At 67.7% G+C, this 26726-nt stretch carries 29 protein-coding genes; 9 read left to right on the forward strand and 20 right to left on the reverse strand.

Features of this window, described 5'->3' with window-relative positions:
* Nucleotides 1-70 precede the first annotated feature (70 nt).
* The 9 genes from ACIP5Y_RS29640 to ACIP5Y_RS29680 all read right to left on the reverse strand — a co-directional run bounded on the left by ACIP5Y_RS29640 (nucleotide 71) and on the right by ACIP5Y_RS29680 (nucleotide 6946).
* Nucleotides 71-712, reverse strand: coding sequence for a YcnI family protein (locus ACIP5Y_RS29640; protein WP_400354982.1), 642 nt, complete (start codon nucleotides 710-712; stop codon nucleotides 71-73).
* Nucleotides 713-790: 78 nt separating this feature from the next.
* Entirely contained in the window at nucleotides 791-1495 is a 705-nt protein-coding gene (locus ACIP5Y_RS29645) for a hypothetical protein (protein ID WP_400354984.1), read from the reverse strand.
* A 65-nt stretch (nucleotides 1496-1560) separates the two neighbouring features.
* A complete protein-coding gene (locus ACIP5Y_RS29650; RefSeq protein WP_400354986.1) occupies nucleotides 1561-1983 on the reverse strand; it encodes a copper resistance protein CopC in 423 nt (140 codons plus the stop codon).
* Between the two features lie 157 nt (nucleotides 1984-2140).
* The gene (locus ACIP5Y_RS29655; RefSeq protein WP_400354988.1) at nucleotides 2141-2719 is read right to left on the reverse strand and encodes a hypothetical protein; all 579 of its coding nucleotides are present in this window, start codon (nucleotides 2717-2719) and stop codon (nucleotides 2141-2143) included.
* Between the two features lie 161 nt (nucleotides 2720-2880).
* Nucleotides 2881-3537, reverse strand: a complete 657-nt coding sequence (locus ACIP5Y_RS29660; protein WP_400354989.1) for a response regulator — start codon at nucleotides 3535-3537, stop codon at nucleotides 2881-2883.
* A complete protein-coding gene (locus ACIP5Y_RS29665) occupies nucleotides 3504-4622 on the reverse strand; it encodes a sensor histidine kinase (protein WP_400354991.1) in 1119 nt (372 codons plus the stop codon). Before ACIP5Y_RS29665 ends, ACIP5Y_RS29660 begins: the two co-directional genes overlap by 34 nt.
* A 5-nt stretch (nucleotides 4623-4627) precedes the next feature.
* Complete coding sequence (locus ACIP5Y_RS29670) at nucleotides 4628-5116, reverse strand: hypothetical protein (protein ID WP_400354993.1); 489 nt, start codon at nucleotides 5114-5116, stop codon at nucleotides 4628-4630.
* 149 nt (nucleotides 5117-5265) lie between these two features.
* On the reverse strand, nucleotides 5266-6045 hold the full coding sequence (locus ACIP5Y_RS29675) for an enoyl-CoA hydratase-related protein (protein ID WP_400354995.1): 780 nt from the start codon (nucleotides 6043-6045) through the stop codon (nucleotides 5266-5268).
* 13 nt (nucleotides 6046-6058) lie between these two features.
* Entirely contained in the window at nucleotides 6059-6946 is an 888-nt protein-coding gene (locus tag ACIP5Y_RS29680; RefSeq protein WP_400354997.1) for a LysR family transcriptional regulator, read from the reverse strand.
* A 152-nt stretch (nucleotides 6947-7098) separates the two neighbouring features.
* Between ACIP5Y_RS29680 and ACIP5Y_RS29685 the strand changes: the two genes are divergently transcribed.
* Nucleotides 7099-7815: an SDR family oxidoreductase gene (locus ACIP5Y_RS29685; protein ID WP_400354999.1), complete on the forward strand. Its 717-nt coding sequence runs from the start codon at nucleotides 7099-7101 to the stop codon at nucleotides 7813-7815.
* A 2-nt stretch (nucleotides 7816-7817) separates the two neighbouring features.
* On the opposite strand, the gene ACIP5Y_RS29690 is transcribed toward ACIP5Y_RS29685, so the two are convergent.
* Complete coding sequence (locus ACIP5Y_RS29690) at nucleotides 7818-8957, reverse strand: DUF5685 family protein (protein ID WP_400355001.1); 1140 nt, start codon at nucleotides 8955-8957, stop codon at nucleotides 7818-7820.
* 76 nt (nucleotides 8958-9033) lie between these two features.
* On the opposite strand from ACIP5Y_RS29690, the gene ACIP5Y_RS29695 reads away from it, so the two are divergent.
* Nucleotides 9034-9207 carry a hypothetical protein gene (locus ACIP5Y_RS29695; RefSeq protein ID WP_400355003.1) on the forward strand — a complete coding sequence of 58 codons (174 nt, stop codon included), beginning with the start codon at nucleotides 9034-9036 and terminating at the stop codon, nucleotides 9205-9207.
* 22 nt (nucleotides 9208-9229) lie between these two features.
* Here the strand turns inward: ACIP5Y_RS29695 and ACIP5Y_RS29700 are convergent, their stop codons facing one another.
* A complete protein-coding gene (locus ACIP5Y_RS29700) occupies nucleotides 9230-10423 on the reverse strand; it encodes a citrate synthase (protein WP_400355005.1) in 1194 nt (397 codons plus the stop codon).
* An 88-nt stretch (nucleotides 10424-10511) separates the two neighbouring features.
* On the opposite strand from ACIP5Y_RS29700, the gene ACIP5Y_RS29705 reads away from it, so the two are divergent.
* The 4 genes from ACIP5Y_RS29705 to ACIP5Y_RS29720 all read left to right on the forward strand — a co-directional run bounded on the left by ACIP5Y_RS29705 (nucleotide 10512) and on the right by ACIP5Y_RS29720 (nucleotide 13709).
* Nucleotides 10512-11672, forward strand: coding sequence for a citrate synthase (locus ACIP5Y_RS29705; protein ID WP_400355007.1), 1161 nt, complete (start codon nucleotides 10512-10514; stop codon nucleotides 11670-11672).
* 125 nt (nucleotides 11673-11797) lie between these two features.
* Nucleotides 11798-13021 carry a cytochrome P450 gene (locus tag ACIP5Y_RS29710; RefSeq protein WP_400355009.1) on the forward strand — a complete coding sequence of 408 codons (1224 nt, stop codon included), beginning with the start codon at nucleotides 11798-11800 and terminating at the stop codon, nucleotides 13019-13021.
* Between the two features lie 59 nt (nucleotides 13022-13080).
* A complete protein-coding gene (locus ACIP5Y_RS29715) occupies nucleotides 13081-13299 on the forward strand; it encodes a ribbon-helix-helix protein, CopG family (protein ID WP_400355011.1) in 219 nt (72 codons plus the stop codon).
* A complete protein-coding gene (locus ACIP5Y_RS29720) occupies nucleotides 13290-13709 on the forward strand; it encodes a PIN domain nuclease (RefSeq protein ID WP_400355013.1) in 420 nt (139 codons plus the stop codon). The genes ACIP5Y_RS29715 and ACIP5Y_RS29720 overlap by 10 nt, the downstream gene beginning before the upstream one ends.
* A 76-nt stretch (nucleotides 13710-13785) precedes the next feature.
* Here ACIP5Y_RS29720 and ACIP5Y_RS29725 read toward each other — a convergent pair whose 3' ends face one another.
* The 8 genes from ACIP5Y_RS29725 to uvrC form a co-directional block, all read right to left on the reverse strand.
* The gene (locus tag ACIP5Y_RS29725) at nucleotides 13786-14352 is read right to left on the reverse strand and encodes a hypothetical protein (RefSeq protein ID WP_400355015.1); all 567 of its coding nucleotides are present in this window, start codon (nucleotides 14350-14352) and stop codon (nucleotides 13786-13788) included.
* A gap of 130 nt (nucleotides 14353-14482) precedes the next feature.
* A complete protein-coding gene (gene tpiA, locus ACIP5Y_RS29730) occupies nucleotides 14483-15268 on the reverse strand; it encodes a triose-phosphate isomerase (RefSeq protein ID WP_400355016.1) in 786 nt (261 codons plus the stop codon).
* Nucleotides 15269-15271: 3 nt separating this feature from the next.
* The gene (locus tag ACIP5Y_RS29735) at nucleotides 15272-16483 is read right to left on the reverse strand and encodes a phosphoglycerate kinase (protein ID WP_400355018.1); all 1212 of its coding nucleotides are present in this window, start codon (nucleotides 16481-16483) and stop codon (nucleotides 15272-15274) included.
* 4 nt (nucleotides 16484-16487) lie between these two features.
* Complete coding sequence (gene gap / locus ACIP5Y_RS29740) at nucleotides 16488-17507, reverse strand: type I glyceraldehyde-3-phosphate dehydrogenase (RefSeq protein WP_397001575.1); 1020 nt, start codon at nucleotides 17505-17507, stop codon at nucleotides 16488-16490.
* A gap of 195 nt (nucleotides 17508-17702) precedes the next feature.
* Nucleotides 17703-18686: a DNA-binding protein WhiA gene (gene whiA / locus ACIP5Y_RS29745; protein ID WP_397001574.1), complete on the reverse strand. Its 984-nt coding sequence runs from the start codon at nucleotides 18684-18686 to the stop codon at nucleotides 17703-17705.
* Complete coding sequence (gene yvcK / locus ACIP5Y_RS29750; protein ID WP_397001573.1) at nucleotides 18677-19723, reverse strand: uridine diphosphate-N-acetylglucosamine-binding protein YvcK; 1047 nt, start codon at nucleotides 19721-19723, stop codon at nucleotides 18677-18679. Before yvcK ends, whiA begins: the two co-directional genes overlap by 10 nt.
* Nucleotides 19720-20670 (reverse strand): RNase adapter RapZ, encoded by a 951-nt coding sequence (rapZ, locus tag ACIP5Y_RS29755; RefSeq protein WP_400355020.1) that lies wholly within the window; start codon nucleotides 20668-20670, stop codon nucleotides 19720-19722. The genes yvcK and rapZ overlap by 4 nt, the downstream gene beginning before the upstream one ends.
* A 155-nt stretch (nucleotides 20671-20825) precedes the next feature.
* Nucleotides 20826-22844: an excinuclease ABC subunit UvrC gene (gene uvrC, locus ACIP5Y_RS29760; RefSeq protein ID WP_400355021.1), complete on the reverse strand. Its 2019-nt coding sequence runs from the start codon at nucleotides 22842-22844 to the stop codon at nucleotides 20826-20828.
* A 124-nt stretch (nucleotides 22845-22968) separates the two neighbouring features.
* On the opposite strand from uvrC, the gene ACIP5Y_RS29765 reads away from it, so the two are divergent.
* On the forward strand, nucleotides 22969-23181 hold the full coding sequence (locus tag ACIP5Y_RS29765) for a hypothetical protein (protein ID WP_400355022.1): 213 nt from the start codon (nucleotides 22969-22971) through the stop codon (nucleotides 23179-23181).
* A gap of 91 nt (nucleotides 23182-23272) precedes the next feature.
* Nucleotides 23273-23614: a hypothetical protein gene (locus tag ACIP5Y_RS29770; RefSeq protein ID WP_400355023.1), complete on the forward strand. Its 342-nt coding sequence runs from the start codon at nucleotides 23273-23275 to the stop codon at nucleotides 23612-23614.
* A gap of 22 nt (nucleotides 23615-23636) precedes the next feature.
* On the opposite strand, the gene ACIP5Y_RS29775 is transcribed toward ACIP5Y_RS29770, so the two are convergent.
* Nucleotides 23637-24848, reverse strand: coding sequence for a winged helix-turn-helix domain-containing protein (locus ACIP5Y_RS29775; RefSeq protein ID WP_400355857.1), 1212 nt, complete (start codon nucleotides 24846-24848; stop codon nucleotides 23637-23639).
* Between the two features lie 128 nt (nucleotides 24849-24976).
* Between ACIP5Y_RS29775 and ACIP5Y_RS29780 the strand changes: the two genes are divergently transcribed.
* The gene (locus ACIP5Y_RS29780) at nucleotides 24977-26641 is read left to right on the forward strand and encodes an FAD-binding dehydrogenase (protein WP_400355025.1); all 1665 of its coding nucleotides are present in this window, start codon (nucleotides 24977-24979) and stop codon (nucleotides 26639-26641) included.
* Nucleotides 26642-26726 lie beyond the last annotated feature (85 nt).

Consider the following 26726-nt stretch of genomic DNA (forward strand, 5'->3'; position numbering starts at 1 on the left):
TCCGCTACAACGGATTCAGCTCGACGCCGGCGGATACGGGAACTGCCCTCCCGGATCCGCCGGCGTTTTTTCAACCGCGGCGCCGGGCCACGGCCACCGCACCGGCGGCGCCGCCGAGCGCGCCGACCGCCAGCGCGATACCGATCCCGCCCAGCCGGCGCGCGGTGCCGTCGTGATCGGCCCGCGCCGCCGCGGCGGGATGCTCATCCGACCCCTTGGCCGCCAATTCCAGTGTGGGAACCGGACGTTCGGGCTCGGTGCCGTCCTTGTTGTCCGGCATATCCCACTTCACCACCTCACCGTCCGAATAGGTCTGGGTGGCGGGGAAGGTCAGGCGATCCTGATCGGGCAGATCGTCGGCGAAGACCTGGAACTGCTGGAACTGTCCCGGCGCGATACCCGCACCCGGATCGGCGGTCCAGGTGATGCCGGTGATCTTGCCGCCGGAGTCCTTGGCAATGGCGGCCTTCCAGCCCGGAATCGGCTGGGTGTCGACGGCGAGCAGGCCCGGGAACTGCACGCTCAGCACCGTGGTCAGCGCATTGTCGCCGGATTCGTTGGGTACGCGGAAGGTGAGCACGGCGTCGCCGGACTGCGTCGCGCCGGGCGACGAGACGGAGACGTGCGCGGAGGCGACGCCCGCCCCGGCGAACAGGGCGGTGGCGCCGAGGGCGGCGGTGGCGAGAACACGGGACAGGGGTACGAGTGCCATAGCGGGAAATCCGTTCGGGTATAGCCGGATTCGCGGGAGCCCGGGTGTCCACCGCAGCGGGACACCCGGGCGCGCGGATCAGTTCTGGCTGGTCGTCAGGGTGTTGTACATCTGGATGGCGCTGATCACGGTCACCGGGATGCCGACGGCGAGGGTGCCGATGGCGGTGCCGAGACCCGCGCCGACGCCGGCGCCCGCGATACAACCGCCGGGCGCGCCGACGAGGAACGCCGGCGGCATCAGCGTGGTGCCGACCACCGCACCGGCCACACAGCCGCCGGCCAGGCCGATGGCGGCGCCGATCATGCCGCCGACCGCGGTGGCCAGGCCGATCTGGGTGCCGGCCACGCTCATCGCGTCATTGAAGTCGTCCTGCGAGAAGATCGGCTTCAGCTCCGGTGTGGCGGCGGCGACGGCCTGCGCCGGATCGGTGCCCGGAGTGAGCGTGAGGGTGTGCCCGTCGGCGTCGACCTGCGCGGCGATCGGCCAGTCCTGCTTGTCCCGCCGGTAGGTCAGCGGCATGCCGAAGGCCAGGTTGCCATTGCCGTCCAGGATCTCGAACTGGTTGCCGCGCACAGTGATCCGGCCCGCGTCGGTGCGCAGCAAGACGGACTGATCGACCACATTCGCGGTGTAGTGGATACCGGGGGCCACATCGGTGCTGACCGTCGCGCCGGGCCGCTGCGCATTGTCCGGAACGTCCGCGGACGCGGTGCCACCGGCGATGGTGAGCGCGGCGATCGCGAGCGAGGCGGTGGCGGCGACGGTGTTCAGGGTCTTCATCGGGAGGTGTGTCCTTCCTCGCGAACGGCTGGTTCGCGAGCTGAAAAGAAGTGGGAGAAAGTGGATTACTGCTGCGGCGGGGCGCCGGCGCCGGGCTGGGTCAGCGTGAAGTTGCGGGTGCCCTCGATGCGGTGCCCGTCCTTGGAGGTCACCGTGAATTGGGTGGTGTACACCCCAGCGGGGCCCAGCGGCGCCAGATCCAGGCAATGCGTGCGGCCGTCGATGTGCAGGCCGCCCTGCGACCAGACCTTGCCGTCCGGACCTGTCACGGTCATGACGGGGTCTTCGACCTTCTCGTTGAAGGTGACGCACACCTGCGGCGGTCCCGCATCCAGCACCGCGCCGTCGGCCGGTTCGGCATGCGTGACATACGAATGTGCGTCGGCCACACCGGCGCCCAGCACCGTCGTGCCGAGAGCGGCCGCGGCCAGCACTGTGAGTATCGGGCGCAAAGCACGACGGGGCCGCGTGTATTTATTGCTCGACAAAACATTTCCTTTTCTGCGCAGCACAAATCAGCGAATTGCCGAAGGCATTCCGCGTACCGAGCGATTCAGGCAGCAGGCAGCGCAAATCAATTGCCGTACCCGGCCTGGCGTGAATGAAAAGAAATCGCGTATGCGCGTGACAGAGGATCCGAACGGATCAGGAGAACGCGATCGCGGACAGGCCGAGCGGCGGACCGCGTCGTGAAATGGCGCCGAGCAGCTCAGCACCCGGGGCCCGCACCGCGACGCGCGGGATTCGGGCAAGCCGGTCATCGCCCTGCGGCAATGGCCCGAAGTCGGCCAGCAGGGTCCGGACCACGCGCGAGACCAGTGCGTAGACCCGTTCCACCGCCGCGATGACCAGCGCACACACCAAGGTCGCGGCGGCGTGCGCCGCCAGCATGAACAGTCCGGAACGACCGGATCCCTCGGTCATGTCGCCCATGCCCATTGCGGTGGCGTGATGCCCGCCGGGCGCCACCATCAGCGCATTGTGCACCAGGAACTGGCCGAGCCCGAGGATCGCGAAGAGTCCGATCCGGCTCCGGCCGGCCGGTGAACCGACCGCCGCCCCGACCACGCCGCTGACCAGCAGCAGCAAGGCGAGGGCGGTCGAATCCGGCAGCGCCCCTTCACATCCGTGCGCGGCGATCGCCAGCAGGCCGCAGAGAATTCCGGCGAGGCTGCCTCGAATACGGTCGCGCGACGTGTCACCGACACTGGTGCGCAACATCATCGACGGCAACCTTTACGAACTGCGGGGCGTGGATCGTCGAGAACTATAACGGGTGGATACCGTAATTCCTAAAGCCCGTGCCATTCCCTGAAATCGAAATCACACACCCCCGAATTGCTTCCAGCGGGAAGCAATTCGGACCCCGTCCGCAGCGTCGGCCGTCAGCGCGCCAGACCGGTGCGGTGGGCGTACGCAATGGCCTGCCCGCGATCCCGCACATTCAGCTTGGCGAACAGCGAATTGATATGACTCTTGACCGTGCTCACCCCGATGAACAATTCCTTCGCGATCTCGGAGTTGTTGCGGCCCTGCGACATCAGGCGCAGCACATCCAGTTCGCGATCGGTGAGATCGGCCGGCGGTGTCTGCGGCGACTCCAGCGCCGACACCAGGCGGGCACCGACATCGGCGGCGAGGGTGGTGTGACCCGAGGCGACCGAGCGGATGGCGGCGGCGATCTCGGCGCGGCCCGCATCCTTGGTCAGATAGCCGCGCGCCCCGGCCCGCAGCGCGCCCGCGATCGAGGCATCGTCGGCATACGTGGTCAGCACCAGCACCGCGGTCCCGGGATATTCGGCCGTAATGGTGGCCGTCGCGGTCGCCCCGTCGACGCCGGGCATGCGCAGATCCATGAGCACCACCCGCGGCGACAACCGGCGCACCAGATCCACGGCCTCCGCCCCGTCGCGGGCCTCCCCCACCACCTGCACATCCGGCAGCAGGGACAGCACCGTGGTCAGCCCGTCGCGGACCGTGGTCTGGTCATCGGCCACCACCACCGTGATCACCTGCGCGGCACCCGGATCCGCACTGTCCACCGATCGCCCTCTCTTCCGGCCTCCGCCGTACCGGCTACCGCCGACAGGCGTTCCCGCATACCCAGCAGTCCCGCACCCACACCGGAGGCGGCGAGCGACCCGAGCCGGGTCGTCATCGGATTCGACACCAGCACTTCGAGTTCCTCGCCCGCACCCCGCAGGGCGAGCGTAACCGGTTGCCCGGGAGCGTGTTTACGGGCGTTGGTCAGCGACTCCTGGATGGCCCGCGCGACGGCGATAGTCGCCTGCTCGTTGGTGAGCTGCGGGTCGGTCTCGACCTGCAGCAGCAATTGCCCGCCGGCGCCGCGATGCTCCTCGGCCAGCCGGCGCAGTTCGGTGGGCAGATCGAAGACTTCCGAGCGCAGCGTGCCCACCACGCGGCGGGCGTCCTCCAGACCCGAGACCGCCAGGCGGTGCGAAGCTCGCACCCGTTCCGCGGCGCGGTCCACCTCCCCCGCTTCCAGCAGCGCGTCCGCGGCGTCCAGCTGCATGACCAGTCCGCCCAGCGTATGGGCCAGCACATCGTGCATATCGCGGGCGATGCGGCCACGCTCGGCGAGCGCCGCGGCCCGGTCGCGTTCGGCGCGGATCACCCGATTCTGTTCCACCAGCAGGCGATTCTGCTCGGCGGAGATCCGCGCCTGCCGCCGACTCCAGCCCATGAGCGCCAGCACCGCGACACCCGCCAGCAGGCCGAGCAGTCCGGTCACCGACGTACCCGCGATGGCGACGGATACGCACAGGCCCAGTATCACCGCCAGCGTGAGCAGCCACCCGAACATCCTGGGCTGCCGCACCTGCGACAGCGCGGCCACCACCGCCACCAGCGCGCTGATCGTCGCACCCGTCTCCTGCGCGGCGGCCACCGAACCGATCGCCATGGCGCACAAGTAGATCCGCTCGAGACCGACCGCATCCGGCGGGCACAGCACGAAGATCGCCCAGCCCACCCAGATCACCACCGAGACCGCCAGCACCCACGGCCGATGAAAATTCGCCGTGCCCGCCGTTGTGGCGAGCACGACGAAGAAACCGATCAGGCGCAACAACCGGTTCAGCAGGGTCGGGATGGATGAGTCGGTCATCGGCTTCAGTGTGCCGCAACCATTCGCAGTTCCTCGGAACGCCGGGCCAGGATCAGCGTGCGGCCCGCCCGGTTCAGCGCGATGAAGATCATGATCGCGCCGGCCGAGGTGACCAGCGCACCCGCGTTCAGCACATGCCCGGCCACATCCACGCCGATCCGCACCGCCAGCATGACCAGCCACAGCATCGACCCGGCCACCCCCGTGCGCGCCTCGACCCGGCCCTCGAACTGCCGCACCTGCGACATCGTCCCCATGAGCAGCCCGACCCCGACGGCCAGCACCGCCGACACCACCAGCAGCACGATCGAGATCGGCTGCACGGTCGTCGTGCCGACCGCCGACTTCAGGCTCAGCACACCGATGATGCCCAGAATGATCGGCAACCGCCACAGCCGCGCATGATCCAGCGCCTGCCACTGCGTCTGCCGGAACACGACCCACCCGATCACCAGCACCACCAGGACGATCTCGCCCACGTTCTGCATGTTCATACCTAATACAGTCGCGCGAACAGGCCCTCCGACCCACCACCCCGGGGTGGAGCCAGGGTGGAATCCCACCGTCACAGCCTCCACCCACAACCCGATGAGGTGCGTTCACCACCGCATCCGGCTCGCGCCTGGGCGGCGAGCCGCCACGATCAGTCGGGCCAGACCGGATGGCGTTTCTGCAGGAAGGCGGCCATTCCCTCACGCGCGCCGGGCAATTGGGATGCGGCGGCCATGACCTCGCGGGCCAAGGTGTAGGCGTCGGTCTCGGGGCGATCGAGCTGGGCGTAGAGGGTGCGTTTGCCGAGGGCCTTGCTGGCTCGGGAGCCGCGGGTGGCGCGGGCCAGGAGGTTGGTGACCGCGGTGTCGAGGTCGAGGTCGGGGACGGCGTAGTTGATGAGGCCCCAGTCGACGGCGGTGCGGGCATCGATGGGATCGCCGGTGAGGGCGAGTTCCATCAGGCGTTTGCGGCCGATCGAGCGCGCGACCGGGACCGCGGGGGTGTGACAGAACCAGCCGCCCTTGCCGCCCGGCAGCGCGAAACCGGCCGATTCCGCGGCAATGGCCAGATCGCAGGAGGCGACGAGCTGACAGCCCGCGGCGGTGGCCAGGCCGTGCACGCGCGCGATCACCACCTGCGGGACCGATTCGATGGCGGTCATCACCTGCTGGCAGAGCACCAGCAGCTCCCGCACCTCGAGCAGATCCCGCGCGGCGACATCGGCGAAATCGTGGCCCGCACTGAAAACCGGTCCGGCAGCGGCCAATACGATGCCGCTCGCATCGGTCTCGCCCGCGGCGCGGAAGGCGGCCAGCAGTTCGGTCAGATGGTCGGCGGACAGCGCATTGCGGCGGTCCGGCCGGTTCATGGTGATGGTGACGGTGTCGCCATCGCGCTTCACGAGCAGATGCTGATACTCCTCGACGCTCATGGAACCACGGTAGCTACGCCGGCATCTCCGCGGCGGCGAGCGCGGCGAATTCCTCGATGAGCGGGGAGTTCCGGCCCGCCGCCCACGCCAGGCTCACCTGATTGGGCGCGATATCGGGTACTTCGGCATAGGCGATGTCCGGCCGGGTGTAGAACGCCTTGACCGACAAGGGCAGGAAGATGATCCCGCGGCCCGCCGCGACGTATTCGAGCTTCTCCTCGACACTGCGGAAGGCCGGTACGGCCGGGCGATCCGCGCGCAAACCGATTGCCGCGGCGGACCATTCGAGCGCCACGTCCCGCCATTCGGGGACGATCTCCGGATCCTGCAGCAGATGCTCGGCGGCGAGGTCCGCTATCCCCACCGTCTGCTTACCGGCGAGCGGGTGATCGGCGGTCATGGCGACCACCCGGGGTTCGGTGTACAGCGGCCGCACCTCGAGTCCGCGCGGGTCGATGGGCAGGCGCACCACGCTCACGTCGACCCGGCCGTCGTGCACCACATCGGTCTGATCGTCCCAGGTGGTGCGGATCGGATCGATGACGAGACCGGGATGCCGCTCGGCCAGCGCGCGCACCACGCCGGTCACGATCAGGCCGGGCATGAAGCCGACGGTGAACGTCTCGGCGCCGCCGTCCGCGCGAATCACCCTGCGGCGCAAGGCGTCCGCGCTCGCCAGCAACGGTCGCGCATCGGCCGGCAGCTGCTCCCCCGCGGCGGTCAGGGCGGTGCCGCGCCGGTCCCGCTGGAACAGCCGCACCCCGAATTCCTCCTCCAGCGCGCGGATCTGCCGCGACAGCACCGGCTGCGCGATGAACAGCTCTTCGGCGGCGCGCCCGAAGTGCAGGTGTTCGGCCACCGCGACGAAATAGCGCAGCTTGCGCAGGTCCACATCGGTCATGATGCCTCCAGGGTATTACAGGGCGCCGAATAGGTCTTGGACGCGGAGACGGCACGAAAGCCAAGGTTGAGGAGCAAGGCCGAACGGCTCGGGCACTCGAGCCGGCAGCTTTGTCATCCGAGCCGAAAGGCTTTCCCTCGAAAGGAATTCCGATGTCTCTCGCAGGCCAGCAGGTCCTCGTCCTCGGCGGCACCTCCGGCATCGGCCTCGCCGTCGCGCAGGCCGCCGCCGCACAGGGCGCGAAACTCACCATCGCGTCCAGCCGCCGGGACAGCGTGGACAAGGCCCTCGCGCAACTGCCCGAGGGCGCCACCGGTCACGCGGTCGACCTCACCGACGGCGACCGGGTCCGGGCGCTGTTCGACGAATTCGGCACCCTCGACCACTTCGTCTACACGGCGGGCGAACCGCTGCTGCTCGCCCCGCTCGCCGCCCTCGATGTGGCGGCGGCGCGAAAGTTCTTCGAAATCCGCTACTTCGGCGCGCTGACGGCCCTGCAGGCCGCGGTGCCGCACCTGACGCCCACCGGCTCGATCACCCTCACCACCGGTACCGCCGGGCCGCGCCCGATGCCCGGCTCGACGGTCGTCTCCAGCATGTGCGGGGCGATCGAGGCGCTGACCCGCGCGCTCGCGGTCGAACTCGCACCGCTGCGGGTCAATGCGGTCATGCCCGGTGCGGTGCGCTCACCGCTGTGGAACTTCCCGGAGGAGATGCGCGAGCAGTTCTTCGCCGACACCGCCGCGAGCACACCGGTGCAGCGCATCGGCGAAGTAGAAGATGTCGCACGCGCCTTCCTCTACTTCATGACCCAACCCCACAGCACCGGAACGATTCTCACCGTCGACGGCGGTGGCGTACTGAGCTGAGATCAGCAGCAGTCGTTGCAGCACTCGTCGGCGCAGCAGCAGCCCTCGCCGCAGCAGAGGCAGTCATCACAGCAGTCGCAGCAGGCACAGCACGCCATGCCCTCGCAGAACGGCAGGCAGGAACTGCGGCGACGCTGCGGCGGACCGTAATAGCCGGGCGGCGGACCGTAACCCTGCGGCGGGCCGTAGTAGCCACCCGGAGGCGGCGGCGGGTAACCGCGGCGGCGATCCCACCGGCTGATCGGGCGCACCGGATTCAGGGTGGTCCGATGGGTGGCGCAGGCGTGGCTCCTACCGCCGAAGGTGCGCTGCACCGAGCGGCGCAGCTCGTGGGTGAGCAGTTTGTGGATCAGCCTGCCATCGCTGAATTCCACGTCCTTCAGCGCCAATTCGATACCCAGCAGGGCGTCGGTGCACAGCCGCTGCGCCTCGGCCGCCTCGGTGCGGGTGATCACCAAGGGATTCCATTTGCCGTGCTCGACGTCGTCGTAGAGGTCCTCGACGGCGTCCAGGAGATGCGCTATGCGGCCGAACATCCGGCCCACCTCGGACAGCGGCTGCTGATTGCCGGGGCGGCCCGCCACCACGGCGGTATAGCCGAAGGCGGCGGCGGTCGCGGTCTCGGTGGGCTCGGTGATCTCCAGCAGCGGTGTGCTCGGACCGGCCGCCAACTCCATGGCGGTCTGCCGATCCACCGCGGTCAGCAGTACGCCGGTATCGAAACCGAGTCCCACGCCGGAGGATTCGCCCTGTCGCGCCCAGCGTTGTGCGATACGCCGTGCGGCGGGGCGGATTCCGGCGGCGCCCGCCATGCCGTCGCCGTCGTCGATATGGTCACGCACCTTGGCGGCGGCCAGCACCAGCGACACGGTGGCCGCCAATCGCACGGAGTCGCCGGTGGCCACATCGGCGCGCCGCATACCGCGTAGCGGGCAGGGGCCCGCCGCACGCCGGGTGGGTGGCGCGGTCGACTGCGCTTCCACCAATGCGGACACGACGAGACCGTCGTAATTGGTTGCTATACGGGCGCTTTGGCCGTGGTCGTCGCGTAGTGACAGACAGAGTCCGCACAGTTGCGCCAGCCAGGCCCGCCCGAGTTCCTCGCCCAGTCGATGACGACAGGGTCGGATGATGCCGAACACATCAACGAAGGTAACCGCTCCGCGTGAATCCGGCTTGCCGAATCGATGTGGACATCCTGAGGACTACTGTGGAGGCATGGGTGTCATCGGCGAACTTTTCCCCGGACAGAAGCTGCTCGACGAGAGCGGCGAGGACAGTGACGGGCAGAAACACCGTCCGCGACTCGCCCTCGACCTCGACGCCGGCGTCATCCGGGTATCGCCCCGGCCGCAGGCCGAAGCGAAGCAGACCGGCGAGCAGCAGGACTGACCGCACGGGGTGGCGTAGACCCCTACGGCGCAGGAGATTCCGGCGAACGGACCGGGCGGAAACGCATGGGCGGTTCGGCGTACTCCTCCAGCGTGTGCGCGACCCAGCCGATCGTGCGCGCCACGGCGAAGATCGCCTCACCGGCATCCGGGCGCATCTCGAAGGCGTGCATGAGCGCCGCCAGCGCCAGATCCACACTCGGCACTCCCGCCACCGACGCACCCAACCGTGCGGTGATCGTGTCGATGGCCTCGAGCGCGGGAGTCGCCGCCGGCACCGAACGCAGCATGGTGAGCAGCAGTTCCGCCCGCGGATCGGTTTCGCGATAGACCAGATGCCCGAAGCCCGGGAGCTGACTGCCCGTGCGCAACCGCTCCGACACCGCACCGACCGGATCGATCAGCGCCTCGGTGAGGAAGCGGTAGGCGAGAGTGCTTGCACCGCCGTGATATTGACTGTCCAGCGCACCCAGCGCCGCCCCGACCGTGCCGTAGGGGTGCACGCGCGCGCTCGCGGCCACCCGGGCGGCGACCGTCGAGATCGCGAGGCCGTGATCGGCCAGCAGGGTCAGCGTCGTATCGAGGATGTGCGTGTGCGCGGGATGGTCGGTGAGCGCGGGCCACAGTCGCTTGGCGAGGGTGCCGGAGTCCTGGGGAACCGTATTGACGGCATCGACCTCGACCGCGAGCAGAATGCCCGCGACCCGCAGCACGCCCCGGGGTGACAGGTCGAAACGCAGGCGGTCGGTCGATCCCGCGACGGCCACCGCCACTCGCATGCGATCGGTGAGCCGAGCCTCGGGCGGCAGGGCCGCCACCGCCGCGCGCGTGATCGCCAGCATCTCCGGCGGCGCCGTGAAGTGGGTCGGCGACGCGGACAGGTCGCCGGTCCACAGCAGGTCGGCCACCGAATCGACCCGATAGGCCGCCACCAGATCGGCGACATTGTGGCCGCGGTAGTACAGCTGATCGTGGTCGAGCCGGGAGATCTCGGAGGTGATGTCCTCGAGCGTGCCGCGTGGACCGGTCCCGGGCCGGCGGCTGCGCGCGAGCCGGGCCACCTCGTCCTCGCTGAAACGGCTGCCCCGCCGGTCCGAGGTCGAGACCTTGGTCAGCAAACCGCGGCTGACATAGGCGTAGACCGTCGCGGGCTTGATCTGGAGACGGGCCGCGACCTCACCGGTGGTGAGGTAACCTGCGTCACTTTCCTCGGGCATGAGCTGCGCCTTCGTAATTCATGTTGACTGGATCAATATTGACTGTAGTTGATGAGACTCGCACAGTTCAGTTCAGGAGGTCTGAACAATGACGATCAACACCGAACCCGTCGACGAACTGATCGAGGTGCCCGCCGGGCTACGGCACGTCATCGCCGCCGAGACCCGGCTGGGCGATGTCCGTGGGCGCGAAGGGTTTTATCACTACCGGCAGTACTCGGCCATCGATCTCGCGACCGGGCGCACCTTCGAAGAGGTGTGGTTCCTGATGATGGAAGGGCGGCTGCCGACCCCTGGCGAACTCGCCGAATTCACCGGGACCATTGCGGGACTGCGGGATCTGCCCGCCGAACTGCTACCGGTCCTGACGGCCGCCGCCACCGCGGGCACCCGGTTCCGGCCCATGGCCGGACTCCGCACCGCGCTGTCGATGCTCGCGGAAACCCTGGAGCTGCAACCGCTCTGGGACTCCGACCCGGCCACCCGGTCCCGCGACGCGTTGCGCATCTGCGCGGTGACGCCGACCATCCTCGCCGCCTTGCACCGGCTGCATGAGGGGCTGGAACCGGTTGCGCCGCAACCGGAGCTGTCCACCACCGCGAACTGGCTGTACATGATCTCGGGCGAGTTGCCGAAACCCGCGGCGGTGCGGGCGATCGAGCAGTATCTGATCGCGACGATCGACCATGGCTTCAATGCCTCCACCTTCACCGCGCGAGTGGTCGCCTCGACCGGGGCCGATATCGCCGCCGCGCTCATCGCCGCCATCGGCGCCTTCAGCGGGCCGCTGCACGGCGGTGCGCCCGATCGCGCGCTGGACGGGCTCGATGAAATCGGGACGCCCGATCGGATCGACGACTGGGTGCGGGGCAAGATCTCGCGCGGGGAACGGATCATGGGGTTCGGGCATGCGGTCTACCGCACCGACGATCCGCGCTCACTGCTGTTGCGCGATATCGCCACCGAGATCGGCGGGCCCCTGGTCGATTTCGCGACCACCGTGGAACGGCGGGTGGTGGAGCTGCTGGCCGAACTGAAGCCCGGTCGCACCCTGTACGCGAATGTCGAGTTCTATGCCGGGGTGGTGATGGAGCTGTCCGGCATTCCGCGATCCATGTTCACGCCCACCTTCGCCGTCAGCCGGACCGTCGGCTGGACCGCGAACATCCTGGAGCAGGCGCAGCGCGGCAAGATCATCCGGCCCGCCGCACGCTATGTCGGGCCGCCCGCGCCCCAGCCGCTGCCGTGACGAGTCGCCTCGCGCGCTCGGCCGCCGGGCGGCCGATCTGCGGAAACGGCGCTGCGCCAAGGGAATAGGTAGCGTGGGTGGCGCACTACTCCCGAGCCTGGTCACGCCACCGAAGCGAGAACGAGATGACCGACAGCGCAGCGACGGACCTGGTCGAAGAGGTCGGCGACGATTTCTTCGACGACCCGCACCGGTACTACCGGCGGTGGCGAGAAAGCGGGCCCGTCAAGCACATCCGGATGTCCGACGGCTGGGAATCCTGGGTGGTCCTCGGCTACAACGAGGCCCGGACCGCGCTGACGGACCCGCGCGTGCGCAAGGGTGTGGGCGGGCTGCGGGAGATCGCCGCGCACAAAGGCTATGCGACGAACGCGAGTTCGGATGCCCGCATGCTGGGCGAGCACATGCTCAACAGCGATCCGCCCGACCACACCCGCCTGCGCAAACTCGTCGTGAAGGCGTTCACCCCGCGCCGCACGGCCGAGTTGAAGCCTCGCATCGAGCAGCTCACCACCGCCCTGCTCGACGATCTCGAGGGCAAGGGCGAGGTCGACCTGCTGGCCGCCTTCGCCAATCCCCTACCCGTGCAGGTCATCTGCGAACTGCTCGGTATCCCGTTCGAGGACCGCGCCTCGTTCCAGTACTGGACCAAGGTCCTGGTCGGCTTACTGGGCGACCAGCCCGACCGCGAGAAGGCCGCCGCCGAAATGGCCGGCTACCTCCGCGCCCAGATCGCCGCCAAGCACGCCCACCCCGGCGACGACCTGCTCTCGGCCCTGGTCCACGCCAGCGAGGACGGCGACGCGCTCACCGAATCCGAGGTGATCGCAATGTCTTTCCTGCTCCTGGTCGCAGGCCACGAGACCACGGTCAACCTCATCGGCAACGGCACCTACAACCTCCTCCGCAATCCGGCCCAACTGGACCTGGTCCGATCCGACCCGGCCACCATCCCGAACGCGATCGAGGAACTCCTCCGCCACGACGGCCCCGTCAGCTGGGCCACCCTCCGCTACACCACCGAACCGATCCGCCTGGGCGATACCGAAATCCCCGCCGGCGAATACCTCTTCGTAGCCCTCGGCGCCGCCAACCACGACCCCACCCGCTACCCCCAGGCCGACACCCTCGACCTCACCGCCGACACCTCGGCCCACATAGCCTTCGGCTACGGCATCCACTACTGCGTAGGCGCCCCCTTGGCCCGCCTGGAAGCGGTAACCGCCTTCACCGCCCTCCTCTCCCGCTACCCCGAGCTCCGCCTGGCCGACCAAACCTTCACCCCCACCTGGCAAGCCAACCTCGTCCTCCGCGGCCTGGCCGAACTCCCGGTCATCCTGTCCCCCTAGCCGTTCTACCCAGCCCGTGGGCAACGCCCTGATATCATTGATATCAGGAGGTGAGGGCGGTGACAGATATCTTGATCCGGGACGTTCCAGATTCTGCGATCGAGGAGATCGATCGGCGTGCCCGAGACTTGGGTGTTTCACGCAGCGAGTTCCTACGACGTTGGCTGAGCAGAGACTTCCGGCCCGCAGTTCCCGTCACGACGACCGATCTGGATCGCCTCGGCCGGCTTGCGCGTGATCTCGAGGATCCTGACGTCATGGGGAAGGCATGGGATTGAATCGTCCATGGTTGATCGACAAATCGGCACTGGTACGCCTCGGCCGCTCGCCCGATGCCGCGGCGTGGGCCGAACGCATCGAACGCGGACTCGTACGCATCACGACGGTAACCGTGCTGGAGACAGGCTATTCGGCCCGATCGGCAGACGACCTCTCTGAGCTCCTCGATCTACCGCCACTTGCGAGCATGCCCATGGAGTACCTCACTCCTGCGGCCGAGGATCGAGCTGTCGAAGTGCTGCGTGCGCTTGCCGGCCACGGCCACCATCGCGTGCCGTCGATCCCCGATCTGTTGATCGCGGCGGTCGCAGAACGCGCGAAGCTCGTAGTTCTCCACGCCGACAAGGACTTCGAGCTCATTGCCGAGATCACGGGCCAGCCACTCGAACGGCTCTACTTCGATTCCTGATCACCGGGGACCGTTTCCGATTGCCTGGGGAATTCCTCGTTGCGGAAAGGACAATCCGCCGCGGGGCTGACGGGGGTCAGCGGAGGGCGCGGGCGAGGACTTCGGCGAAGATGTCGAAGCGGTCGACCAGCATGGCGTCGGCGGTGGAGTCGCCTGCGGGCCAGGAGATGTCGATGTCGGCGAGATCGGCGGGGGTCATTTCGCGGACTATGTCTTCACCGCGAGGGTCGCCGTAGACGGGGCGGTACGGTTTGGCATCTTCGCCTATGTAGATGGCCTTGTTCAGGGTGTAAGGGCCGTAGGCGCCGGAGATGATCCAGGTTTTGAAGGTGGCGTCCGGGCGGGTGGTGGTGCGCTTGATGAGGTGTTCGGTGCGGCGGGCCTTGGCTTTTGCGGCATAGTCGCGGCAGTGGCGCTCGAATTCGGGGTAGGCGCGGCGGGCCTTCTCGAGTTTCCTGGCCTGCTCTTCGGCGATGCGCTGGTCCGATCGTTGCTTCTCCAGCTGGATCCGGGTCAGTGCCAGGTCGAGATTGTCGCCGCCGACGTGACTGCTCGCCGGACTGCCGGCCCCGCGCCTGGCGGTCCACCACCACAGCGCGCCACCGATCACCGCTATCCAGAACAACACGTTCAGAGCATCCACGGCACGCCTCCCACGCGCTCCGAATATGAGAACACGTTACGCCGGTGCACCGGGGCTGGGAACTGTTGTGCGAACGTCGAAGGGGCCGGACATCGAATCGATGTCCGGCCCCTTCGGAGAGTGAAAACCCTTACGGCAGTGGGCCGCCCGCAGCGATCGCGGACAGGGTGGCGAACTCGTCACCCTTCAGGGAAGCGCCACCGACGAGCGCGCCGTCGATATCGGTCTGACCGACCAGCTCGCCGACGTTCTTGGCATTGACCGATCCGCCGTAGAGCACCCGGACGCCCGCCGCCACGTCGGGATCCGCCAGTTCGGCGAGCTCCTTGCGGATGGCGCCACAGACTTCCTGCGCATCGGCGGGGGTCGCCACCTTGCCGGTGCCGATGGCCCAGACCGGCTCGTAGGCGATGACGATCTTGGAGATCTCCTCCGCCGTCAGGCCCTTCAGCGAGTTGCGCAGCTGTTCGAGGTTGTACTCGACGTGGGTCTTGGACTCGCGGACGCCCAGGCCCTCCCCGATGCAGACGATCGGGGTGATGCCGTACTTGAGCGCCTGCTTGGTCTTGTCCAGCACGGTCGCGTCGGTCTCGTTGTGGTACTGCCGGCGCTCCGAGTGACCCACCACGACATACGAGCAGTTCAGCTTGGCCAGCATGGAACCGCTGATCTCACCGGTGTAGGCGCCCGAATCATGCGTCGAGACATCCTGCGCGCCATAGGTGATCAGCAGCTTGTCGCCCTCGACCAGAGTCTGCACGCTGCGCAGATCGGTGAACGGCGGAATCACCGTGACGTCCACCTTGGCGAAGTACTTCTCCGGCAGCGCGAACGCGATCTTCTGCACCAGAGCGATGGCCTCGAGGTGATTGAGGTTCATCTTCCAGTTGCCGGCAATCAAAGGCTTACGTGCCATGATTCAGTCCTCCAACACCGCGATGCCCGGAAGTTCCTTGCCCTCCAGGTACTCCAGCGACGCACCGCCACCGGTGGAGATATGCGAGAAACCGTCGTCCGGCAGACCCAGCGTGCGCACGGCCGCGGCCGAATCGCCGCCGCCCACCACGGTGAACGCGCCCTTCGAGGTGGCCGCCGAAATCGCCTCCGCCACACCGCGAGTGCCCGCCGCGAAGTTCGGGAACTCGAACACGCCCATGGGACCGTTCCAGAACACCGTCTTGGCCTCGGTCAGCAGCGCCGAGAAGCGCTTCACCGACTCGGGACCGATGTCCAGGCCCATCCAGCCGTCCGGAATCTCGTTGGCGGCAACCACCTTCGAGTCCGCGTCGGCCGCGAACTTGTCGGCCGCCACGATGTCCACCGGCAGGTGGATGACGTCCGCGTACTTGTCCAGCAGACCCTTGCAGGTGTCGATCATCTCCGCCTGCAGCAGCGAGGTGCCCACCGGAAGACCCTGCGCCGCAAGGAAGGTGAAGCACATGCCGCCGCCGATGACCAGCGTGTCCACCTTCGGCGCGAGCGCCTCGATGACCGCCAGCTTGTCGGAGACCTTCGAGCCGCCGAGCACCACGGCGTAGGGACGCTCCGGGTTCTCGGTGAGCTTCTTCAGCACCTCGGTCTCGGCCGCGACCAGGTTACCGGCGTAGTGCGGCAGCAACTTCGCCACGTCGTACACCGAAGCCTGCTTGCGGTGCACCACTCCGAAACCGTCGGACACGAAAGCGCCGTCGTCGCCGACCAATTCGACCAGGGCCTTGGCGAGCTTGGTGCGCTCGGCGTCGTCCTTGCTGGTCTCGCGGGGGTCGAAACGCACGTTCTCCAGCAGCATCACATCGCCGTCGGTGAGGCCCTCCGAACGCGACAGCGCGTCGTAGCCCACCACGTCACCGGCCAGCTGGACATTTCGGCCCAGCTCCTCGGCCAGCCGCGCCGCCACCGGCGCGAGGGAGAACTTCGGATCCGGCTCACCCTTCGGGCGGCCCAGATGCGCGGTCACGACCACCTTCGCGCCGGCCTCGGCCAGCGCTTTGATGGTCGGCGCCGACGCGATGATGCGGCCCGGATCGGTGATCACACCGTTGTCGAGGGGGACGTTCAGGTCGGAGCGCACCAGCACGCCCCGACCCTCGACACCCTCGTTCAGCAGATCCTGGAGTGTCTTGATCGCCATATGTTTACAGCGACTTACCGACGAGACCGATGAGGTCGACCAGGCGGTTCGAGTAACCCCACTCGTTGTCGTACCACGACGAAACCTTGACCTGCTTGTCGATGACCTTGGTCAGCGGCGCGTCGTAGATCGAGGAGTGCGGGTCGGTCACGATGTCGGAGGAGACGATCGGATCGACGTTGTACTTCAGGATGCCCTTGAGCTTGCCCTCGGCGGCTTCCTTGAACACGGCGTTGATCTCGTCGACCGAGGCCTGGGTGCGCAGATCGGCGGTCAGGTCGGTGATCGAACCGGTCGGAACCGGCACGCGCAGCGCGTAACCGTCCAGCTTGCCCAGCAGTTCGGGCAGCACCAGGCCGATGGCCTTGGCGGCACCGGTGCCGGTCGGCACGATGTTCAGGGCCGCGGCGCGGGCGCGACGCAGATCCGAGTGCGGGGCGTCCTGCAGGTTCTGGTCCTGGGTGTAGGCGTGGATGGTGGTCATCAGGCCACGCTCGATGCCGAAGGCGTCGTTCAGGACCTTGGCCAGCGGGCCGAGGCAGTTGGTGGTGCAGGACGCGTTCGAGATGATGTTCTGCGAACCGTCGTACTTGTCATCGTTGACGCCCATCACGATGGTGATGTCCTCGCCCTTGGCGGGCGCGGAGATGATGACCTTCTTGGCGCCGGCCGCCAGGTGGCCCTTGGCCTTGGTGGCGTCGGTGAAGATGCCGGTGGACTCGACGACCACGTCCACGCCCAGGTCACCCCACGGCAGGGCCGCCGGGCCCTCCTTGATGGCGAGGGCGGTGAGCCGGCGATCGCCGACGACGATGGTCTCCTCGCCGTCGAGCGAGACATCCTGCGGCAGGCGACCGAGAATCGAGTCGTACTTGAGCAGGGTGGCCAGCGTCTTGTTATCGGTGAGGTCGTTGACCGCGACGATTTCGATGTCGGTCGTGCCGAGCGCCTTCTGCGCCTCGACCGCCCTGAAGAAGTTGCGTCCGATACGGCCGAAGCCGTTGATGCCTACCCGGACAGTCACGTTATCGCTCCTCAGCTTTCAAGCGGATCGTTTCCGTTGCACTCACACCCTAGACCCGTAACAGATACATCACGGACACGCCCCTGCCACGTGTGAACCTCGAAGCGTTCACACGCGTCCCAGCGGGCACGCAGCCGCCGCAACTCACCGAGTTGCGGCGCTGACAGCGTTATTCACATCCCGCAGCGGGGTAATTCACGCCTCTTCGAGGAGCTCTGCGGTGACGGCGGATTCGGTGTCCGGGACACCGAGTTCCTTGGCACGACGATCCGCCATGGACAGCAGCCGCCGGATGCGGCCCGCCACAGCGTCTTTCGTCATGGGCGGCTCGGCCAGCTGGCCGAGCTCCTCCAGCGACGCCTGCCGGTGCAGCACGCGCAGCTTGCCCGCGGCGGCCAGATGATCCGGCACATCGTCGCCGAGTATTTCGAGGGCGCGTTCGACCCGGGCCGCCGCGGCGACGGCCGCGCGGGCCGAACGTCGCAGGTTGGCGTCGTCGAAATTCGCGAGCCGGTTGGCGGTCGCGCGCACCTCGCGGCGCATGCGACGTTCCTCCCAGGTGAGGCGGGTGTCCTGCGCGCCCATCCGGGTGAGCAAGGCGCCGATGGCTTCACCGTCGCGTACCACCACGCGATCGGTGCCGCGCACTTCACGCGCCTTGGCGGAGATGCCCATCCGGCGAGCGGCGCCGACCAGGGCCAGCGCAGCTTCCGGACCCGGGCAGCTCACCTCGAGGGCGGAGGACCGGCCCGGCTCGGTGAGCGATCCGTGCGCGAGAAACGCACCGCGCCAGGCGGCTTCGGCATCGCCGATACTCCCGCCGACCACCTGTGCCGGCAGCCCCCGCACCGGGCGGCCGCGCACATCGAGCAGTCCGGTCTGGCGCGCCAGCGCCTCGCCTTCCTTGGAAACCCGCACCACGTACCGGGAGGTTTTCCGGAGCCCGCCCGCGCCGAGGACATGCACATCCGAGCCGTATCCGTACAGCTCGAAGATCTCCCGGCGCAGCCGGCGCGCGATGGAACCCATGTCCACCTCCGCCTCGACGATCACGCGACCGCCGACGATGTGCAAGCCACCGGCGAACCGCAATAGCGCGGAAAGTTCGGCCTTGCGCGAGCTCACCTGGGAAACGGTGAGCCGGCTCAGCTCGTCCTTCACTTCCGCTGTCATCGCCACGAGACGCGCTCCTTTCCACCCAACCCGGACCGCACACGTTGGCCCATATGCCGTCCTTCGACTCGAAGCCCTGCCAATTCCGGCCGAGGTTGCCGGATCACCTGATCCAGTGCGGCGGCAAGCTTTCCGGGGTGGTGCCGGTCTGTCCCCGCCTCGGCGACATCAGCGAAGGTTACTCGTGCACGCAGCTGTTCGGCAGCTCTTGCCAGATGTTCGCGTTCCCTACCCTCGGGTACGGATTCGGAATCGACCACCACGTGATCCACTGTGAAATCCGGTGCGTGCTGGGACAATACATGCAGGTGCCGCTCGGCGGAGAATCCGGCCGTTTCGCCCGGTTCCGCAGCCAGGTTGAGCACCAGCACCTTCCGCGCCCGGGTGTGCAGCAGCGCTTCGTGCAATTCGGGCACCAGCACATGCGGGATCACACTGGTGAACCAGCTACCGGGGCCCAGCACAACGACATCCGCGTGCTCGATCGCCGAAGTGGCCTCCGGGCAGGCCGGAGGGTCGGACGGGATCAGCCGGACCCGCCGCACCTTGCCCGGCGTGGTCGCCACCGCAACCTGACCGCGAATGCAGCGGCTGACGCGCGGATCGCCTTCCAGCCCAGCCACATCCGCCTCGATGGTGAGGGCGATCGGCGACATCGGCAGCACCCGTCCGGTAATCCGGAGGATCTTGCCGGCCTCGTCGAGCGCGGCCACCGGATCGCCGAGCTCCTCGGTGAGCCCGGCCAGAATCAGGTTGCCCACCGAATGCCCGGCCAGGGCTCCGGTGCCGCCGAAGCGGTGCTGCAGGGTGCGTGCCCAGATGCCGTCGGCCTCTTCGGCCAAGGCCGCCAAGGCCATTCGCAGATCACCCGGCGGCAGCATGCCCAGTTCGGAACGCAGTCTGCCGCTGGAGCCGCCGTCGTCGGCGACGGTGACCACGGCGGTGATCTTGCGGGTCAGCCGCCGGATCGCCGTCAAGGTCGAATAGAGCCCATGTCCCCCGCCCAGCGCCACTATCGCTGGATTCGTCTCACGCGCGGTCATTCTCGCCCCAGATCCCGGTGCACCACGCGGACGACGTCCCCCGAATCGTCGTCCGTGGCGGCCAGGGTTTCGCCCAGGGCCTCCGCTATTGCCACACTGCGGTGTTTACCGCCGGTGCAGCCCACTGCCACGGTCATGTATCGCTTCCCCTCTTGGCGGTAGCCCTCGGTGGTGAGATCGACGAGGTGACGCGCGGTGCTCAGATAGTCCTGCGCACCGGGTCTCGACAGCACGTATTCACTCACCGGAGCATCCTGTCCGGTCTTCTCGCGGAGTTCGGGCACCCAATGCGGATTGGGCAGGAAACGCAAATCCAACACCAGATCGGCGTCCAGTGGTACTCCGTACTTGAAACCGAACGATTGGATTGTGAGCTGGAGGGCGGTGGCCGCGCCGCCGCCGTAAGCCTCCTCGAGCTTGCGGTGCAATTGATGGATGGATAGGGCCGTGGTGTCGATGACCAGATCCGCGGCCGTCTTCACCTTCGACAGCCGTTCCCGCTCGGCGGCGATACCGGCCGTCAAGGTGCCGTCGGCGCTCTCGCTCTGCAGCGGATGCCGGCGGCGGGCGAACCCGAAGCGGCGGATCAATACGTCATCGCTGGCCTCCAGGAACAGGATTCGCGTCCGCACTCCGGCCGCGCGCAGCTGCTCCGACACCGCGGTCAGGTTCCCGGTGAAGAAGCGGTTGCGTACATCCAGGACCAGAGCCAGTTTTCGGATCGGTGGATCGGCATGTACTCCTAGCTCGACCATGCGGACGATGAGTTCGGGTGGCAGATTGTCGGCGACGTAATACCCGAGATCCTCGAGTACACGCGCCGCGGTGCCGCGGCCCGCACCGGATAGCCCGGTGACGATAACGACCTCGACAGTGTCGGCTGCCTTGTTGTTGTCGACCGCAGTGGTGTTTCCGACCGCAGTGGTACTGGCTTCGACGCGCGTCATGTCCTACCGGTTCGTGTCTGGGGGTTCCCTCGATCATCCTGCACCGATGCGGGTTTCCGTGGCAGGCGCACGCGGGGAGCGAGATGCAGCTGTGATTATTGCTCCCGACCTGCACACACGGCGTGTCGCAAATTCGCCGCTCGGCGTGTCGGACTCTACCCGTTCGAAGCGCCGAGCGCCTCGAGAACCGCCCGCGCGGTAGCCACTCCGATACCCGGCACTTCGATGATCTGTTCCACCGTCGCCTGCTTCAGCTTCGCGACCGATCCGAAGTGCGTGACCAGCGCGGTCTTCCGCGCCTGACCCAATCCGGGGACCGAATCCAGCACGGATTCGGTCATCCGGCGGGATCGCTTGGAGCGGTGGAAGGTGATGGCGAAACGGTGCGCTTCATCACGCACCCGCTGCAAGAGATATAGGGATTCGCTCGTGCGCGGCATGATGACCGGATCCGGCTCGTTCGGCACCCACACCTCCTCCAGGCGCTTGGCCAGGCCGATCACCGCGACATCGGTGATGCCGAGTTCGTCCAGGATCTCCGCGGCGGCATTCACCTGCGGCTGACCGCCGTCGACCACATACAGATTGGGCGGATAGGCGAACCGGCGCGGCCGGCCCGTCAGCGGATCGATGCCGGGCAGCACGGGTTCCAGTGCGCCCGAATCGGATTCGAGCTCGGCCGCGGCCAGGTCGGCGGCCTCGGCGGCGTCCAGATCCCGGCGCAGCTTGGCGAAACGGCGGCGGGTGACCTCGGCAATGCTGCCGACGTCATCGGAGCGGCCGTCGCCGGCGGCCTCCTTGATGGTGTAGTGCCGATATTCGGATTTGCGCGGTAGCCCGTCCTCGAAGACGACGAGCGAGGCCACCACATCGGTGCCCTGTACGTGCGAGATGTCCACACATTCGATTCGCAGCGGAGCGCTGTCCAGATCGAGGGCATCTTGAATCCCTTGCAACGCAGCCGATCGCGCGGTCAGATCACCGGCCCGTTTGAGCTTGTGCTGAGCCAGCGCCTCCTTGGCATTGCGCTCCACGGTCTCGGCGAGCGCCTTCTTGTCCCCGCGCTGCGGCACCCGCAACTGCACCGCCGACCCGCGCAGCGCGGACAGCCACTGCTGCACCTGCTCGGCGTCCTGCGGCAGCGCCGGGACCAGCACCTCACGCGGCACCACCGCACCGGGCTGCTCGTCACCGGACTGCGCGGCCACCGAGGTCTGCTCACCGTAGAACTGGGTGAGGAACTGCTCGACCAGTGTCGGCAGCTCGCTACCGGCCCGCGCGACGTCCAGCGCGTCACCGGACTTGTCGACCACCCAGCCGCGCTGACCCCGCACCCGGCCGTCGCGCACATGGAAGATCTGCACGGCCGCTTCCAGGTCGTCGATCGCGAAGCTGATGACATCGGCGTCGGTACCGGTGCCCAGCACCACGGCCTGCTTCTCCAGCGCGCGCTTCAGCGCCTGCACGTCATCGCGCAGGCGGGCGGCGGTCTCGAAATCGAGTTCGTCGGAGGCCTCGTGCATGCGCCGCTCCAGCTGCTTGACCAGCCGGTCGGTCTTGCCGGAGAGGAAGTCGCAGAAGTCGTCCACGATCTGCCGATGCTCGCCGGCGGTGACCCGCCCGACGCACGGCGCCGAGCACTTGTCGATATAGCCGAGCAGGCAGGGCCGGCCGATCTGGTTGTGCCGCTTGAAGACTCCCGCCGAACAGGTACGCACCGGGAACACCCGCAGGAGCAGATCCAGGGTCTCGCGAATGGCCCAGGCATGCGCGTACGGGCCGAAGTAGCGCACGCCCTTCTTGCGCGCGCCACGGTAGACGAAGACCCGCGGGTACTCCTCGTTCAGGCTCACCGCGAGCACCGGATACGACTTGTCGTCCCGGTAGCGCACATTGAAGCGCGGATCGAACTCCTTGATCCAGTTGTATTCCAGTTGTAGCGCTTCGACTTCGGTGGAGACGACGGTCCACTCCACGCTCGCCGCCGTGGTCACCATCTGCCGGGTGCGCGGATGCAGGCCCGCCACATCGGCGAAGTACGAGTTCAACCGGCTGCGCAGGCTTTTCGCCTTGCCGACGTAGATGACACGCCCGTGCGCGTCCCGGAACTTGTAGACGCCGGGTTCGACGGGGATGGTGCCCGGCGCGGGCCGGTACGTCGCGGGATCTGCCACGCTCACCAGGTTAACGACACCATCCGACACTCCGGCGGCGCCTACCGGCAAGCCCCTCGCCGCCCATCCGTCACCCGGGCGGCGACGAAGTATCGGGCAAGATCACCGCTGAGAGGGGAGCCTCATGATTCGCCTTCGTCGTCCGCGCCGATCGTTCGTGATCGGGGCGGCCGCATTGCTGGCCGCCGCGGCACTCGTGGGGGTGACCATGCCGGAGGCGGCGGGTTCCGGAAACGGATCGCTCTTCGGCTACGGCGACCATCTGAAACGCGACTCGGTGGTAATCGTGTGCGCAGGTCCGGCGCGGATCATGCCCGACACGGCCACGTTCGCATAGGAATTCGCGGGCGGCGGCGGGTGACAGGGTCAGTATGGACGCGTTGTTGTCCTTGAAGATCTTGTCCGAACACTGAGGGGAGCTAGTTTCGATGAACCGTCTCCACCTGCGCCGCCGATCCGCTGCGATCGGCGCCGCACTCGGTCTCGGCGCGACCGCGCTGGTCTTCGTGACCGGCGCGCCGTCCGCCGGCGCGGCGGATGCCTGCCGCATCGACCGGACGCTCGACACCGCCACCTTCACCTGCCCGGCCGACACCTGGTACGCCGCCGTCGTGCAGTGCCTGGGCACCCGCCAGGTCGGCACCGGCACCCAGATGCCGACCTACATCATCGGCGATTCACCGCGGCCGCTGATCCCGATGACCCTGGAATGCAATGGCGACGGGCGCAAGGGCATCGTGCTCAACGCCTACCTCGACGGGCCGTTCTGATTTCCTTGTCCCGGCAAGGGCTCTAACTCAGCGCGAGCGTCAGAGCCGGAGTGAGATCTCCGCGCTCGCCGGTCTCGATGGTATCGAGTTCGAGCCATTCCGCCATTTCACGCAAGGCCGACGCGAGTTCGGCTGCGACCCTTGCGGTGTCGCAGCCGGGCTCCGCGAAGGCCCCCGGCACCAGCAGGCGGCCGGTACCGCGTTCGGCCCGCAGATCCACGCGCGCAACGAGTTTCCCGTCCAGCAGGAACGGGAAGACGTAATAGCCGTGCACGCGTTTGTGTTCCGGCGTGTAGATCTCGATGCGGTAGTGGAAGTCGAACAGCCGCTCGGTGCGGGCGCGGAAGAAGATCAGCGGGTCGAACGGGCACAGCAGGGCCCGGCCGGTGACCCGGCGCGGAGTGCGCGCGCTGCTGTGCAGATAGGCGGGCTTGTCCCAGCCCTGCACCGAAATCTGCTCCAGCTCACCCGAATCCAGCAGCTCCGCGATGGCGGGCTCGGTCTGCTTGCGGTTCAGCCGGTAGTAGTCACGCAGATCGGTCTCGGTGCCGACACCGTGCGCGGCGGCGGCGCGGCGCACGAGTTCCCGCACGGCATCCGCCTCGTCCACCTCGCGGTTCAGCACCTCGGCGGGGATGACGCGCTCGCTGAGGTCGTAATACCGCTGGAAGCCGACACGTTTGGGGACCGTCAGCTCCCCCGCCGAGAACAGCGCCTCGCACACCACCTTGGTGTCGCTGTGGTTCCAGCCCCAATTCTCTTTGGTGCGTGGACGATCCAGTTCGAGATGCTTCTCGACCTCACCGGCGGTGCTCGGCCCGAATTCCTTGATCACCCCGAGAATGTCGTCCGCCAGGGTGGGATTCCGGTCGAACACCTGCCGGAAACCGCTCCAGCGCCCGCGCCGGTAATCGACCATGCGCCAGCGCATGAGCGACCAGTCCTGTACGGGGAGCAGCGCCGCCTCGTGCGCCCAGTACTCGACCAACCGCCGAGGGCGCCGCGCGGTGTGTGTCCAGGCGGCGTCGTCGAGCAGCGCGCGATCATAGCTGCCGATGCGGCTGAACACCGGCGCGTAATGCGCTCGGACCACCGCGGACACCGAATCCAGCTGTAACAGCCGGGTGCTGTCCAGCACCTTCAGCACGGTCCGGCGGGTGGGGGCAGCGCTCGGCCGGGCGGCGGCCAAGCCCTGGGCTGCGAGCGCGGTCCGGCGCGCCGCGGCGAGTGTCATGGTCCCGGCGATGGAAGTGGGCACACTCAGACCATGCCATGCCGCACCGACACGAATGTGCCCTGTCCCATTGCCCCCAAAGTTCGATACATTGATGTATCGAACCTCTACGAACCAAGGAAACGGGCATGATCGAGAACCCGGATGTCATCGTCGTCGGCGCCGGTCTGGCCGGACTCGTCGCCACTCACGAACTGGTCGAGGCCGGCAAGCGGGTGCTGATCCTGGACCAGGAGAACCGCGCCAACCTGGGCGGCCAGGCCTTCTGGTCACTGGGCGGGCTGTTCTTCGTGGACAGTCCCGAACAACGACGCCTCGGCGTCAAGGACTCGCTCGAACTCGCACTGCAGGACTGGTACGGCTCGGCCGGCTTCGACCGCGAGGACGAGGACCACTGGGCCCGGCAGTGGGCGCGCGCCTACGTCGAATTCGCCACCCACGAGAAGCGGCAGTACCTGCACGACCTCGGCCTGCGGGTGACCCCGCTGGTCGGCTGGGCCGAACGCGGCGGCGTCTTCGCCGACGGGCACGGCAACTCGGTGCCGCGCTTCCACCTCACCTGGGGCACCGGGCCGGAGGTCGTGCGCGTCTTCCTCGAACCGGTCCTGGAAGCCGAGAAGCGCGGGCAGGTCGGCTTCGCCTTCCGGCACCGGGTGGACGAACTCGTGGTCGAGGACGACATCGTGACCGGCGCGCGCGGCAGCGTGCTGGAATCCTCGACCACCGAGCGCGGGGTGGAGTCCTCCCGGGACATCGTGGGCGAGTTCGAATTCCAGGCCAAGGCCGTCATCGTCTCCTCCGGCGGCATCGGCCACAATCACGAGCTCATCCGGCGCAACTGGCCGGTGGACCGGCTGGGCCCCTGCCCCGAGCACATGATCTCGGGCGTCCCCGCGCACGTGGACGGGCGCATGCTCGGCATCACCGAGGCGGCCGGCGGGCGCATCGTGAACCGGGATCGCATGTGGCACTACACCGAAGGCATCCATAACTGGAATCCGGTGTGGCCGGATCACGCCATCCGGATCATTCCCGGACCGTCGTCGCTGTGGTTCGACGCCAATGGAAAGCGCATGCCCGCACCGGCTTTCCCGGGTTTCGACACCAATGCGACCATGAAGCAGATCCTGTCGACCGGCTACGACTACTCCTGGTTCATTCTCACCCAGTCGATCATCGAGAAGGAATTCGCGCTGTCGGGCTCCGAGCAGAATCCCGATATCACCGGCAAGGACCTGAAACTCACCTTCCGCAGCCGGGTGGCCAAGGGCGCGCCCGGACCGGTGGAGGCGTTCAAACAGCACGGCGTGGATTTCATCGTGTCCGACAATCTCGCCGATCTGGTGGCCGGGATGAACAAGATCGCGCGCGGCCCGCACCTGGACTACGCCGATATCGAGCGCCAGATCATCGCGCGCGACCGGGATGCCGAGCACAAGTTCAGCAAGGACGCGCAGCTCATGGCCATCGGCAATGCGCGGCGCTACCTGGGCGACAAGCTGGGCCGGGTGGCCACCCCGCACAAGATCCTGGATCCCGCGCACGGCCCGCTCATCGCGGTGCGGCTCAATATCCTCACCCGAAAGACCCTGGGCGGCTTGCAGACCAACCTGGACTCCCAGGTCATGCGGCCCGACGGCACCCCGTTCCCGGGTCTGTACGCGGCCGGTGAGGTCGCGGGCTTCGGCGGTGGCGGCGTGCACGGCTACAACGCACTGGAAGGCACCTTCCTGGGCGGGTGCATCTTCTCCGGCCGCGCCGCCGGGCGGGCGCTGGGCCGCAGTCTGAAGTAGATCCGATTCTTCCGCCCGGACACTGTCCGGGCGGAAGGCGACAACTGATTTCGCGCCCGCCCGGGTAACTCACCGGGTACGCCCT

Source organism: Nocardia sp. NPDC088792, from assembly GCF_044750615.1.
Taxonomy (GTDB): Bacteria; Actinomycetota; Actinomycetes; order Mycobacteriales; family Mycobacteriaceae; genus Nocardia.

Bases quoted from the DNA above. Each gene is read 5' to 3' on its own strand.
- ACIP5Y_RS29775 (WP_400355857.1), bottom strand. From the start codon at position 24,848: ATGACACTCGCCGCGGCGCGCCGGACCGCGCTCGCAGCCCAGGGCTTG.
- ACIP5Y_RS29645 (WP_400354984.1), bottom strand. From the start codon at position 1,495: ATGAAGACCCTGAACACCGTCGCCGCCACCGCCTCGCTCGCGATCGCC.
- ACIP5Y_RS29680 (WP_400354997.1), bottom strand. From the start codon at position 6,946: ATGACCGATGTGGACCTGCGCAAGCTGCGCTATTTCGTCGCGGTGGCC.
- ACIP5Y_RS29665 (WP_400354991.1), bottom strand. From the start codon at position 4,622: ATGACCGACTCATCCATCCCGACCCTGCTGAACCGGTTGTTGCGCCTG.
- ACIP5Y_RS29765 (WP_400355022.1), top strand. From the start codon at position 22,969: ATGATTCGCCTTCGTCGTCCGCGCCGATCGTTCGTGATCGGGGCGGCC.
- ACIP5Y_RS29705 (WP_400355007.1), top strand. From the start codon at position 10,512: ATGACGATCAACACCGAACCCGTCGACGAACTGATCGAGGTGCCCGCC.
- ACIP5Y_RS29780 (WP_400355025.1), top strand. From the start codon at position 24,977: ATGATCGAGAACCCGGATGTCATCGTCGTCGGCGCCGGTCTGGCCGGA.
- ACIP5Y_RS29720 (WP_400355013.1), top strand. From the start codon at position 13,290: ATGGGATTGAATCGTCCATGGTTGATCGACAAATCGGCACTGGTACGC.
- ACIP5Y_RS29700 (WP_400355005.1), bottom strand. From the start codon at position 10,423: ATGCCCGAGGAAAGTGACGCAGGTTACCTCACCACCGGTGAGGTCGCG.
- yvcK (WP_397001573.1), bottom strand. From the start codon at position 19,723: ATGACCGCGCGTGAGACGAATCCAGCGATAGTGGCGCTGGGCGGGGGA.
- tpiA (WP_400355016.1), bottom strand. From the start codon at position 15,268: ATGGCACGTAAGCCTTTGATTGCCGGCAACTGGAAGATGAACCTCAAT.
- ACIP5Y_RS29670 (WP_400354993.1), bottom strand. From the start codon at position 5,116: ATGAACATGCAGAACGTGGGCGAGATCGTCCTGGTGGTGCTGGTGATC.
- ACIP5Y_RS29685 (WP_400354999.1), top strand. From the start codon at position 7,099: ATGTCTCTCGCAGGCCAGCAGGTCCTCGTCCTCGGCGGCACCTCCGGC.
- rapZ (WP_400355020.1), bottom strand. From the start codon at position 20,670: ATGACGCGCGTCGAAGCCAGTACCACTGCGGTCGGAAACACCACTGCG.
- ACIP5Y_RS29770 (WP_400355023.1), top strand. From the start codon at position 23,273: ATGAACCGTCTCCACCTGCGCCGCCGATCCGCTGCGATCGGCGCCGCA.
- ACIP5Y_RS29735 (WP_400355018.1), bottom strand. From the start codon at position 16,483: ATGGCGATCAAGACACTCCAGGATCTGCTGAACGAGGGTGTCGAGGGT.
- ACIP5Y_RS29640 (WP_400354982.1), bottom strand. From the start codon at position 712: ATGGCACTCGTACCCCTGTCCCGTGTTCTCGCCACCGCCGCCCTCGGC.
- ACIP5Y_RS29695 (WP_400355003.1), top strand. From the start codon at position 9,034: ATGGGTGTCATCGGCGAACTTTTCCCCGGACAGAAGCTGCTCGACGAG.
- ACIP5Y_RS29655 (WP_400354988.1), bottom strand. From the start codon at position 2,719: ATGATGTTGCGCACCAGTGTCGGTGACACGTCGCGCGACCGTATTCGA.
- ACIP5Y_RS29710 (WP_400355009.1), top strand. From the start codon at position 11,798: ATGACCGACAGCGCAGCGACGGACCTGGTCGAAGAGGTCGGCGACGAT.
- ACIP5Y_RS29675 (WP_400354995.1), bottom strand. From the start codon at position 6,045: ATGAGCGTCGAGGAGTATCAGCATCTGCTCGTGAAGCGCGATGGCGAC.